The sequence below is a fragment of the Limimaricola cinnabarinus genome (assembly GCF_002723615.1).
In the GTDB taxonomy this organism is placed as follows: domain Bacteria; phylum Pseudomonadota; class Alphaproteobacteria; order Rhodobacterales; family Rhodobacteraceae; genus Limimaricola; species Limimaricola cinnabarinus_B.
In genome coordinates this window covers 184,073-195,357 of record NZ_KZ304955.1, presented here as the reverse complement: position 1 = coordinate 195,357, position 11,285 = coordinate 184,073, and the positions used below count along the sequence as shown (strand labels likewise).

Genomic DNA, 11,285 nt, shown 5'->3' with positions numbered 1-11,285 from the left:
GCGCGCGACGAGGCCGAGATCGACGAACGCGCGGCGCGGCGCGCGGCGCGGGTGGCGCGGTTCGGCGCGGTGGCCGAAGCCACGCGCAAGCGCAACCCGACCCAGCGCGACGCCGACCGGCGGCTGATGCTGGGGCGGCTGACCGGCGAGATGGAGCGCGAGGATTTCCGCCGGCATGGCTGGGAAAGCGCGCTCAATGCGCGGGCGATCTTCGCCTTCTGGGAGGAGATGCAGCCCGGCCTCTTCGACGATCTGCCGCAGATGCCGCCCGAATAGCCCGGCGCGGTGGGGATCGGCGGCCACTGCGCCGCGGCGATCGTCGCGACCGGCGCGCGGAGCGGCTTGATCGCGCGGGCTTGGGGCCGCACTCTCCCACCCGATGAGGGCAGGATCGCGCAAGCCGCGCTGCCGGTTTTGGTTTTCGGGGCTGGCGATATGGCTGCCCGACGCTGTCATGGGGGCCGCGATATGAGCATCCTGTCCGATGTCCTTTCGACCATTCTCGAACGCCGCTACCCGTGGCAGCCCGCGCGCGAGGCCGATGATCGCTCGGACGAGACGCTGATCGCGGATCTTCTGTCGAATGCGGGCGAGGTGTCGGGGCTGACCTCGGCGCGCGAGCTTCTCGACCGCTATGCCGCCAAGGACGACGCGGGCAAGATCGCGTTCTTCGCGCATCTGGCCGAGAAGCTCGACATCGACCCCGAGGCGGTGCGCGCGGCACTCGACGCCTATGAGGCCGCGCCGGGGCCCAAGAGCTACCGCGCCTTTCTCGAGGCCGCCGAGCCGCCGCGGCAGGAGCTGGTGCGCCGACTCAACCGGGTGCCGGGGGCCACGGCGCGGCTGGTGGCGATGCGGGCGGATCTCTTGCGGCTTCTTGATCGCGACGACCCGCGCGCCGCGCTCGACCAGGATTTCCGCCACCTGTTCCAGAGCTGGTTCAACCGCGGCTTTCTGGTGCTGCGCCCGGTGAGCTGGGAAAGCCCGGCGCAGATCCTCGAGAAGATCATCGCCTATGAGGCGGTGCATGCGATCGACAGCTGGGACGATCTGCGCCGAAGGGTCGAGCCCGCCGACCGGCGCTGCTTTGCCTTCTTTCACCCGGCCATGCCCGACGAGCCGGTGATCTTCGTCGAGGTGGCGCTGACGCGCGGCATTCCCGGCTCGGTGCAGGGGCTTCTGGCCGAGGGGCGCGAGGAGGTCGAGACGGCGGAGGCGGACACGGCGGTGTTCTACTCGATCTCGAACTGCCAGTCGGGGCTGGCGGGGATCTCGTTCGGCAACTCGCTGATCAAGCAGGTGGTGGCCGATCTCTCCGCCGAGCTTCCGGGGCTCAGGACCTTCGTGACGCTTTCGCCCATTCCGGGGCTCAGGGCCTGGATGGAGACGGAGGCGATCGATCCGACCCGGCTCGACGACGAGGCGCTGCGCCGGACGGCGGCGAGCTACCTGCTCACCGCCAAGCGCGAGGGCGGCATGCCGCTCGACCCCGTCGCCCGGTTTCACCTCGGCAACGGCGCGCAGCTGCACGCGGTCCATGCCAATGCCGACATCTCGCCCAAGGGGCGGGCCGAAAGCTGCGGCGCGATGGTGAATTATCTCTATGATCTGGGCAGGATCACCCAGAACCACGAAGGCTTTGCCAAGCGGCAGGAGGTGGCGGCGTCGGACGGCGTGCGCGGGCTTCTTCCCCGCAACGGGCGGGCAAGGAAGGAAGGGGCATGAGCATGGCCAACCCGCTCTATGACACGTTGTTCGGACGCCATGCGGGGCGAAGGACGCCGTTTCTGATCCCGCAAAGCGGGCCGGTGATCAGCCATGCCGATTTTCTCGGGCTGGCGGCGCGGATCGCCCATGCGCTGGTCGATGCCGGGCTCAGCCCCGGCGACCGGGTCGCGGCGCAGGTCGAGAAAAGCCCGCAGGCGCTGGCGCTCTATGCTGCCTGCACGCAGGCGGGGCTGGTGTTCTTGCCGCTCAACACCGGCTACACGGTCGAGGAGCTGAGCTATTTCATCGAGGATAGCGGCGCGCGGATGGTGATCTGCGATCCTTCGCGCGAGGCGGATCTCGCGCCGCTTTGCGACCGCTGCGGCGCGCAGATCCTGACGCTCGGGGCGGACGGCCATGGCGGGCTGATGGCGCAGGCGGCGCGGCACGAGGACCGGTTCGAGACGGTGGCGCGCAGCGAGGAGGATCTCGCCGCCTTCCTCTACACCTCGGGCACCACGGGCCGCTCCAAGGGGGCGATGCTGAGCCAGGGCAACCTCATTTCCAACGCGGTGACGCTGGCCGAGCATTGGCGCTTCACCGAAGAGGACGTGCTGTTGCACGCGCTGCCGATCTTTCACACCCACGGGCTTTTCGTCGCCACCAATGTCTGCGCGGTGGCGGGGGCTTCGATGATCTTCTTGCCGAAATTCGACGCGGGCGCGCTGATCGAGCTGATGCCGAAGGCCACGGCGCTGATGGGGGTGCCGACCTTCTACACCCGGCTCTTGGGCGACGAGAGGTTCACCCGCGAACTGACCGAAAACATGCGGCTCTTCATCTCGGGCTCCGCGCCGCTTCTGGCCGAGACGCATGCGGAGTTCGAAAAGCGCACCGGGCACCGCATTCTTGAGCGCTACGGCATGACCGAGACCAACATGACCACCTCCAACCCCTATGAGGGCGAGCGGCGCGCGGGCACGGTGGGCTTTGCGCTGCCGGGGGTGGAGCTGAAGATCACCGACCGGGAGACGGGGGCGGAGCTGCCGCAGGGCGAGATCGGGCTGATCGAGGTGCGCGGGCCCAACGTGTTCAAGGGCTATTGGCAGATGCCCGAGAAGACCAAGGCCGAGCTGCGCGAGGACGGGTTCTTCATCACCGGCGATCTGGGTCGGATCGACGAGGATGGCTATGTCAGCATCGTCGGGCGCGACAAGGATCTCATCATTTCGGGCGGCTACAACATCTATCCCAAGGAGATCGAGCTTCTGCTCGACGCGCAGCCCGGCGTGCTGGAAAGCGCGGTGATCGGGGTGAAGGACGCCGATTTCGGCGAGAGCGTGCTCGGCGTGCTGGTGCCGCGGCCCGGCGCGAAGATCGATCCCGAGGCGGTGATGGCGGCGATGCAGGGGCAGCTTGCGCGGTTCAAGCAGCCGCGGCGGCTCGAGATCATCAATGAGCTGCCGCGCAACACCATGGGCAAGGTCCAGAAGAACCTGCTGCGCGACCGTTTCGGCGGCTGACGAAGGCGCAGATCCGCGCCGTGGCGACGACATTCGACGGGGAGTGGGACTGATGTTCTCGGCCAATCTGGGATTCCTGTTCACCGAGCTTGCGCTGCCCGACGCGGTGCGCGCGGCGAAGCGCCACGGCTTCGGCGCGGTGGAGTGCCATTTTCCCTATGACATCCCGGCGCGCGCGCTGCGCGCGGCGCTCGACGAGACCGGGCTCGAAATGATCGGGCTCAACACCGTGCCGGGCGAGGCGGGCGAGTTCGGGTTGTGCGCCCTGCCCGGACGCGGGGCGGAGGCGCGCGCGGCGATCGCGCAGGCGGTGGAGTATGCCGCCGCGATCGGCGCGAAGAACGTGCATGTCATGGCCGGGCGCACGGATGGCGGCGGCGCGGCGGAGGCCGCGTTTCGCGCCAACCTCGCTCATGCCTGCGAGCTGGCCGCGCCGGAGGGGATCGGCATATTGATCGAGCCGATCAACCGGCGCGACGTGGCGGGCTATCACCTCGCCCATCTCGAACAGGCGGCCGAGACCTGCGCCGCGGTCGGGCATCCGGGGTTGAGGATCATGTTCGACTGCTATCACCTGCAGATCATGCAAGGCGACCTGATCCGCCGCTTCGAGGCGCATCGCGGGCTGATCGGCCATGTGCAGATCGCGGGCGTGCCCGACCGGGGCGAGCCGGATGGCGGCGAGCTGCATTACCCCAACCTGATCGCGGCGCTGCGCGAGATGGGCTGGGCCGCGCCGGTCGGCGCGGAATACAGGCCGCGCTCGGGGCGCACCGAGGACGGGCTTTCATGGATGGACGCATTCCCGCAAGAGCGGGCAGGGGGAACGAGATGAGCGAGATACTGGCGATCGGCAGCTATACCGAGACCGATCTGGCGGGGCTGCGCGAGATGGGGGCGCGGGTGGTTGCGAGCCTCGACGAGATGCGCGGGCTGGAAGAGGCCGAGCGCGGCGATGTGCGCGCCGTGGCCTATAAGGGGCATCACCCTTTCGGGGCCGAGGAGATGGCGCTTCTGCCCGCGCTCGGCGTGATCGCCAATTACGGCGTGGGCCATGACGCGATCGACGTGGAGGCGGCGGGGGCTGCCGGGGTGCGGGTCACCAACACGCCCGAGGTGCTCAATGACGACGTGGCCGATCTTGCCGTGGCGATGCTCCTGATGCAGCAGCGCAGGATGCTTCAGGGCGACGCGCATGTGCGCTCGGGCGCATGGGCCGGGGGCGAGAGCTTTCCGCTCAACCGCAAGGTCTCGGGGCGGCGCGCGGGCATCATGGGGCTGGGCCGGATCGGGCGCGACATCGCCGAGCGGCTGGCGGCGTTCAAAATGGAGATCCATTACCATTCGCGCTCCGAAAAGGAGACGCCGGGCTGGCGCTACCACGCCGATCCGGTCGATCTGGCGGGGGCGGTCGATTACCTCGTCGTGGCGCTGGTCGGCGGGCCGGAGACCGAGAACTACGTCTCGCGCGAGGTGATCGGGGCGCTGGGGACGCAGGGCGTTCTGATCAACATCTCGCGCGGCTCGACGGTGGACGAGGCGGCGCTGCTCGACGCGCTGGAGGCGGGGCGTCTGGGCGGCGCGGGGCTCGACGTGTTCGAGGGCGAGCCGAAGGTGAACCCGCGGTTCCGCGCGCTGGAGACGGTCGTGCTGCAGCCGCATCAGGGCTCGGGCACGCGGGAGACGCGCGCGGCGATGGGGCGGCTGCAACGCGACAACATCGCGGCCTTCCTCGCGGGCAGGGCGCTGCCGACGCCGGTGAACTGAAGCCGCCTAGTCGATGCCGGTCAGGTCGGCGGCGAGGTCGCGCCCGGTCTCGCGTGCCTCGAACAGGCGGGTGAGGTTGCTGGCCAGCGCCGCGAGATGGGCGTTGATCTCGGAGGCGACGCGGGCCGGGTCGCGCGCCTCCAGCCCGGCGACGATGTTCTCGTGCTGGCTGCGCACCCGCTCGCGGGCGCGGCGCTGCACCGCCGAGAGGTAGCGCTGCCGCCACATCCGCGCCAGATAGGCGGCGTGGGTTTCGGCCAGCGCCGGGTTGTGCGAGGCGCGGGCGATGGCGGTGTGGAACGCCATGTCGAGCTCGAACAGCTCGATCAGCCCGTCGCCCGTCGCGGTTTCACTGAGGTCGAGATGCCGCTCGGAGAGGGCGCGGATCTCGGCGATCTCCTCGTCCGTAGCCTCGCGGCAGGCCAGCTCGCCCGACAGGATCTCCAGCGCCCGAAGCACCGCCACCGCGTCGCGCACCTCCTTGAGCGAGGGGTCGGCCACCACCGGGCTGCGCGCCGGGCGCAGCTGCACCAGCCCCTCCTTGGCCAATATGCGCACCGCCTCGCGCAGCGGCGTGCGGCTGACGCCGAGCTCCTCGGCATTGTCGCGCTCCTTGATCGGATCGCCGGGCGCGAGGGTGCCGCGCAGGATGTCGCGGCGCAGCTTGTGCGCGATCTGTTCGGGCAGGGGAGAGGCGGTCATCTGGGGCCTTCTTCGGCAGAGGACGGGATCGGGGAAAGGTGGGGCGCTCGTATATGGTATACCAAAAATCCATGGGCTGTCGAGCAAGCCCGCGCCCGTCACGGTGTGCGTCAGCTCGGCCATGCGCCTGTCGTCCCTGCTGTAGGGATCGTCGAAGACGCAGGTGAAGGGGCCGTCGGCGCAGGAGGCGTCTTTGTCCCTGGCCTTGCCGAAAGCAGCGCCGAGCGCCCCTCGACATCGCGCTCCGTCAGGTCGCGCATGGTCGGCGTCTCGGGCGCGGTGATGTCGATCACCCGGCCCGCGAGGCGGGCGCGGGAATAGTCCCTCGGGGGAGCGGCGGTCAGCCTTCGTCCCCGGGGGGCAGCATCTTGCCGGGGTTGAGGATGCCCTTGGGGTCGAGGGCGGATTTCAGCGTGCGCATCACCGCGACGGCTTCGCCATGCTCGGCCGCCATGTAGCCGATCTTGCCGAAGCCTATGCCATGTTCGCCCGTCACCGTGCCGCCCAGGCGCAGCGCGTTTTCGGCCAGCGCGTCGGTGAAGCGGTGCAGCCGCGCCATTTCCTCCGCATCCCCGGGGTCGACGCGCAGGCCGCAGTGGAAATTGCCGTCGCCGACATGGCCGACGATGGTGGAGGTGAGCGACAATTCGCGGGCGAGCGCCTGGGCATGGGTCACCGCCTCGGCCAGCCGCGAGATCGGCACGCAGACATCGGTGGCCAGCGTCCGCTTGCCCGGATCGAGCGCGCCGGTCGCGTAATGGGCCTGGTGGCGCATGTGCCACAGCTCGCGGCATTCCTCGGCCCGGTCGGTCCAGCGGACGCCCATGGCGCCGAATTCGCCCGCCAGATCGCCGAAGGCCTGCGCCTGCTCGCCGACGCCCGCGGGGCTGCCATGGAACTCCACGAAGAGATGCGGCGCCTCGGGCAGATCGCTGTTCTGATAGGCGTTGAAGCCGCGCAGCATCATCTCGTCCAGAAGCTCGATCCGCGCCACCGCCAGCCCCGACTGGATCGTGGCGATCACGCAATCGACGGCGTCGGCGACGGAGCCGAAGCGGCAGGTCGCGGCCGAGACCGCCTCGGGCTGGCCATGCAGCTTCAGCGTCATCTCGGTGATGATGCCGAGCGTGCCCTCCGAGCCGATCATCAGCCGGGTGAGATCGAGCCCCGCGCTCGACTTGCGGGCGCGGCTGCCGGTGCGGATGATCCGCCCGTCGGCCAGAACCACCTCGAGCGCCAGCACGTTGTCGCGCATCGTGCCGTAGCGCACCGCCGTGGTGCCCGAGGCGCGGGTCGCGGCCATGCCGCCAAGCGAGGCGTCGGCGCCGGGATCGACCGGGAACATCAGCCCCGTGGCGCGCAGCTCCTCGTTGAGCCGTCTGCGGGTGACGCCGGGCTGGACCACCGCGTCCATGTCCTCGGCATGCACGGCGAGGATGCGGTCCATCCGTGCGAGGCTCAGCCCGATGCCGCCCTCGATGGCGAGGTGATGCCCTTCGAGCGAGCTTGCCGCGCCGATGGCGGTGACCGGGCAGCCATGGGCATGGGCCGCGCGCAGGATCTCGGCCACCTCCTGCGTGGTTTCGGGAAAGGCCACCGCGTCGGGCGGGGCGGCGGGGTGATGCGCCTCGTTGGCGCCGTGCTGCTCGCGCGCGGCCCGCGCGGTGGTGAGCCTGTCGCCGAGCAGGGGCGCCAGCGCCGCGATCGCCGCCGGGGCGGCGGGGTGAATGGTCTGCATCTGTCCTCCCCCGGCGCGGGTCGATCGTCGCGCCCTGTCCTTGCGGAATGATGGGTATACCATTCTCGCGCCGCATCAAGCCGCGCGATGGGGGGAGGCGGCGCTCAGCGGTAGATGGCGCGCAGCTCGCGTTCGAAGCTGGCGCGGCTGATCGTGGCGCGGTTGCCCGCCACGCCGTGGTAATGCGACCGGCCCGAGCGGGTCGGCAGCCCGGCCCAGATCCGGGCGAGGTTGTCCATGAAGCCGTGCGGGTCGAGCCTGCCGGTTTCGAACCGCGCCAGCCCCGCATCCATCAGCAGAAGATCGGCGAGGCTGTCCTGCACGGCGGGGGAAAACCGCGTCTCGCGGGTGAAGCCCGCGCGCTTCACCAGCAGGCGCAGGGTCGGCGGGATGAACTGGTAGCGGCCGATGGCATGGGGCTGGCCCGGCGTGCGGGCGATCCAGTCGAGGATCTGGCCGATGGTCATCCGGGTCGGCGGCGCGGGCGGTTTGCGCCGCGCGCCGTGCTGCACCGCGTCATAGCCCGCCTTGCCCGCCTCGGCCGAGGCGATCAGCGCGCGCAGCCGGGCGCGGGGATCGCCGCCCGACGGCGGGGCGGCGGGGTGGGCCATCGGGGCGGCCAGCGCCGCGCGTCGGACCGGCGGCACGGCGCTGTCGGGAAGCCGGCCCGGCGCGTCCCACAGCGCGCGCCTCGCCCCGCTATCGACGAAGAGCGAGCCGCGCAGGCCGGGCTCGGCCCGCGCGGCCGGGCCGCAAAGGGCAAGGCCGGCGACGAGCAGCAGCGGGCGGACGAGGGAAGGGGGCATGGCAGGTCTCCGCGATCGGGCAGGGCCGCGCGACCGGCCCCTTGCGGCCCGCTTCTATACCGCAGGGTGTTGACCGAAGCCTAAGACGGCTCAGAGCAGCGCCTGCGCCGCGTAGAGCGCGGCGAGCCCCGCCGTGATCGCCCCGACCGGGCCGAAGCGCAGCCCCGCCGCCACCGCCAGCAAGGCCGCGATCACGCGCGGGGCCTCCGTCTCGCCGCCCAATGCGGCGGGCCAGAGCACCGCCGGGACGATCAGCGCCGGAAACACCGCGACGCCGACATATTTGAGATGCAGGAGCAGCCAGTCGGGCAGCTGCCGCCCGCCCAAGAGCCCCAGAAAGGAGAACCGGATCAGGAAGGTGCCGAGCCCGAGCGCCAGCGTCAGGCTCCAGAAGGCGCTGTCCTCGATCATGCGTGGCCCTCCTTGCGGGCGCGGCGGCGCAGGACCAGTTCGGCCTGCGCGCCCGCGATCATCGCGGCGAGGGCCGCGACCGGCAGGCCGAGATTCCACGGCAGGCCGGCAAGGGCGATGGTCACGACCGAGGAGACGAGCGCGGCGAACAGGTGCGGCAGGCTGCGCAGCAAGGGCGCGAGCAGCGCGATGAAGCAGACTGGCACCGCGAAATCGAGCGACAGCTCGGCCGGGATCGCCCGGCCCATCAGCGCCCCCGCCAGCGTGCAGCCATACCAGATCGGGCAGACCACGGCCATGCAGCCGAAATAGTAGCGCGTCTTCTCGGAGACCGACATCTCGGGGCTGTCCTCGTAGCGGCGCACCGCCACGGCAAAGCTCTGATCGACCATGAGATAGGCCGCGAGCGCCCGCGCGCCCAAGGGGGCCGCGCCCAGATGCGGCACGAGTGCTGCGGAATACATCGCCATGCGCAGATTAACCGCCAATGCAGCCAGAAGCGCCACGAAGACCGGCGCGCCGTCCTGCAGAAGCGCCAGTGCCGTGAACTGCGACGCGCCCGCGATGACGATCACCGACATCGACATCACCTGCAAGACATCGAGGCCCGCGTCGCGAGCGACGACGCCGAACAGGGTCGAGAAGGGGATCACGATCAGCACGAAGGGCAGGCAATCGCGGAAGCCCGCGCGAAAGGGATGGCGAGGCGGCGGCATCGGGTGGCTCCGGTCACGGGACGTCGGCGGGCGGATTGGCCCTTGCGCGTGGTATACCATTTGACGATCCTGCCACAAGCAGATTGGCGGCCCGCGATGGCCCCCTTGCCGACAAGAGGAGACGGCCATGGACACCCGCGCCAGGCGCAAGTTCCGCAGCCAGGAATGGTTCGACAACCCCAACAACCCCGGCATGACCGCGCTTTACGTCGAGCGCTACCAGAACCAGGGCTATACCCAAGGCGAGCTTCAGGGCGAGCGCCCGGTGATCGGCATCGCCCAGACCGGCAGCGACATCGCGCCCTGCAACAAGATCCACGTCTTCCTGATGGACCGGATCAAGGCGGGCATCCGCGACGCGGGCGGCATCCCGATGGAGTTCCCGGTCCACCCGATCCAGGAGACGGGCAAGCGGCCCACCGCCGCGCTCGACCGCAACCTGTCGTATCTCGGCCTCGTCGAGGTGCTGCATGGCTACCCGATCGACGGGGTGGTGCTGACCACCGGCTGCGACAAGACCACGCCCGCCATGCTGATGGGCGCGGCGACGGTCGACCTCCCCGCCATCGCGCTCAATGGCGGGCCGATGCTCGATGGCTGGTGGAAGGGCGAGCGCGCGGGCTCTGGCACGATCATCTGGGAAAGCCGCCGCCTCTTGGCCGAGGGCAGGATCGACTATGACGAGTTCATGGGCCGGGTCTGCGCCTCCGCGCCCTCGCTTGGCCATTGCAACACCATGGGCACGGCAAGCACGATGAACGCCATGGCAGAGGCGCTCGGCATGACGCTGCCGGGCAATTCGGCGATCCCCGCGCCCTTCCGCGAGCGGATGAACATGGCCTACGAGACGGGCCGCCGCATCGTCGGCATGGTGCATGAGGACCTCAAGCCCTCCGACATCCTGACCCGCGAGGCCTTCGAGAACGCCATCATCGTCAACTCCGCGATCGGCGGCTCGACCAATGCGCCGCCGCATCTTCAGGCCGTGGCGCGGCATGCGGGCGTGCCGCTCGACGTCACCGACTGGCAGAAGATCGGCTTCGACGTGCCGCTTCTGGTCAACATGCAGCCCGCGGGCACATATCTGGGCGAAAGCTTCTTTCGCGCGGGCGGGGTGCCCGCGGTGATGGGCGAGCTGAAAAAGGCGGGCCGCCTGCATGAAGGCGCGATGACCGCCTCGGGCCGGAGCATGGGCGAGACCCTCGAAGGCTGGGAAAGCCGAGACACCGACGTGATCCTGCCGCATGACGCGCCGCTGCGGATCAATGCGGGCTTCCTGGTGCTCTCGGGCAACCTCTTCGACAGCGCGCTGATGAAGACCTCCGTGATCTCCAAGGGGTTCCGCGAACGCTATCTCGAACGCCCCGGCCATGAGGGCATCTATGAGGCGCGCGCCGTGGTGTTCGAAGGTCCCGAGGATTACCACGAGCGGATCAACGATCCGGCGCTGGAGATCGACGCCGAGACGATCCTCTTCATCCGCGGCGTCGGCTGCGTCGGCTATCCCGGCTCGGCCGAGGTGGTGAACATGCAGCCGCCCGACGCGGTGCTGAAGGCCGGGGTCAACCACCTGCCCACGGTGGGCGACGGGCGGCAATCGGGCACTTCCGAGAGCCCCTCGATCCTCAACGCCTCGCCCGAGGCGGTGGTGGGCGGCGGTCTGGCGCTTTTGAAGACCGGCGACAGGGTGCGGCTCGATCTCGGGGCCTGCCGGCTCGATGCGCTTGTGGACGATGCCGAATGGGAGGCGCGCCGCGCCGCATGGTCGCCGCCCGAGTTGCGCAACCAGACGCCGTGGCAGGAGATCTACCGCAAAAACGTCGGCCAGCTTGCCGATGGCGGCTGTCTCGAACTGGCGACGGCCTATCACAAGGTCGGCCGCGACCTGCCGCGCGACAACCACTGAGGATTGATG

General features: G+C 69.9%; 10 protein-coding genes and 1 pseudogene. 6 read left to right on the top strand and 5 right to left on the bottom strand.

What is annotated here, in order from left to right; genetic code table 11:
- The 5 genes and pseudogenes from CJ301_RS07925 to CJ301_RS07905 all read left to right on the top strand — a co-directional run.
- A pseudogene (locus CJ301_RS07925) lies at positions 1-276 on the top strand (replication initiation protein); the annotation flags it as partial.
- Between the two features lie 192 nt (positions 277-468).
- Entirely contained in the window at positions 469-1,725 is a 1,257-nt protein-coding gene (locus tag CJ301_RS07920; protein WP_099276054.1) for a malonyl-CoA decarboxylase, read from the top strand.
- A gap of 2 nt (positions 1,726-1,727) precedes the next feature.
- A complete protein-coding gene (locus CJ301_RS07915; protein WP_099276091.1) occupies positions 1,728-3,230 on the top strand; it encodes a malonate--CoA ligase in 1,503 nt (500 codons plus the stop codon).
- A gap of 49 nt (positions 3,231-3,279) precedes the next feature.
- On the top strand, positions 3,280-4,065 hold the full coding sequence (locus CJ301_RS07910) for a hydroxypyruvate isomerase family protein (protein ID WP_099276088.1): 786 nt from the start codon (positions 3,280-3,282) through the stop codon (positions 4,063-4,065).
- Complete coding sequence (locus tag CJ301_RS07905) at positions 4,062-4,997, top strand: 2-hydroxyacid dehydrogenase (RefSeq protein WP_099276052.1); 936 nt, start codon at positions 4,062-4,064, stop codon at positions 4,995-4,997. Before CJ301_RS07910 ends, CJ301_RS07905 begins: the two co-directional genes overlap by 4 nt.
- A gap of 6 nt (positions 4,998-5,003) precedes the next feature.
- On the opposite strand, the gene CJ301_RS07900 is transcribed toward CJ301_RS07905, so the two are convergent.
- From CJ301_RS07900 to CJ301_RS07880, 5 genes are all read right to left on the bottom strand, one after another.
- Positions 5,004-5,699: a GntR family transcriptional regulator gene (locus CJ301_RS07900; protein ID WP_099276050.1), complete on the bottom strand. Its 696-nt coding sequence runs from the start codon at positions 5,697-5,699 to the stop codon at positions 5,004-5,006.
- 340 nt (positions 5,700-6,039) lie between these two features.
- Positions 6,040-7,437 (bottom strand): FAD-binding oxidoreductase, encoded by a 1,398-nt coding sequence (locus CJ301_RS07895; protein ID WP_099276048.1) that lies wholly within the window; start codon positions 7,435-7,437, stop codon positions 6,040-6,042.
- Positions 7,438-7,541: 104 nt separating this feature from the next.
- Positions 7,542-8,243 (bottom strand): hypothetical protein, encoded by a 702-nt coding sequence (locus CJ301_RS07890; protein WP_099276046.1) that lies wholly within the window; start codon positions 8,241-8,243, stop codon positions 7,542-7,544.
- Between the two features lie 90 nt (positions 8,244-8,333).
- Positions 8,334-8,654 carry an AzlD domain-containing protein gene (locus tag CJ301_RS07885; RefSeq protein WP_099276044.1) on the bottom strand — a complete coding sequence of 107 codons (321 nt, stop codon included), beginning with the start codon at positions 8,652-8,654 and terminating at the stop codon, positions 8,334-8,336.
- Positions 8,651-9,370 (bottom strand): AzlC family ABC transporter permease, encoded by a 720-nt coding sequence (locus CJ301_RS07880; protein WP_099276042.1) that lies wholly within the window; start codon positions 9,368-9,370, stop codon positions 8,651-8,653. Before CJ301_RS07880 ends, CJ301_RS07885 begins: the two co-directional genes overlap by 4 nt.
- A gap of 127 nt (positions 9,371-9,497) precedes the next feature.
- Here CJ301_RS07880 and CJ301_RS07875 point away from each other — a divergent pair, with 127 nt between their 5' ends.
- Positions 9,498-11,276, top strand: a complete 1,779-nt coding sequence (locus tag CJ301_RS07875; protein WP_099276040.1) for an IlvD/Edd family dehydratase — start codon at positions 9,498-9,500, stop codon at positions 11,274-11,276.
- The last annotated feature ends 9 nt before the right edge of the window (positions 11,277-11,285 follow it).

Coding starts and splice junctions, on each gene's coding strand:
- CJ301_RS07890 (WP_099276046.1), bottom strand. CDS start 8,243: ATGCCCCCTTCCCTCGTCCGCCCGCTGCTGCTCGTCGCCGGCCTTGCC.
- CJ301_RS07880 (WP_099276042.1), bottom strand. CDS start 9,370: ATGCCGCCGCCTCGCCATCCCTTTCGCGCGGGCTTCCGCGATTGCCTG.
- CJ301_RS07895 (WP_099276048.1), bottom strand. CDS start 7,437: ATGCAGACCATTCACCCCGCCGCCCCGGCGGCGATCGCGGCGCTGGCG.
- CJ301_RS07920 (WP_099276054.1), top strand. CDS start 469: ATGAGCATCCTGTCCGATGTCCTTTCGACCATTCTCGAACGCCGCTAC.
- CJ301_RS07875 (WP_099276040.1), top strand. CDS start 9,498: ATGGACACCCGCGCCAGGCGCAAGTTCCGCAGCCAGGAATGGTTCGAC.
- CJ301_RS07905 (WP_099276052.1), top strand. CDS start 4,062: ATGAGCGAGATACTGGCGATCGGCAGCTATACCGAGACCGATCTGGCG.
- CJ301_RS07915 (WP_099276091.1), top strand. CDS start 1,728: ATGGCCAACCCGCTCTATGACACGTTGTTCGGACGCCATGCGGGGCGA.
- CJ301_RS07885 (WP_099276044.1), bottom strand. CDS start 8,654: ATGATCGAGGACAGCGCCTTCTGGAGCCTGACGCTGGCGCTCGGGCTC.
- CJ301_RS07900 (WP_099276050.1), bottom strand. CDS start 5,699: ATGACCGCCTCTCCCCTGCCCGAACAGATCGCGCACAAGCTGCGCCGC.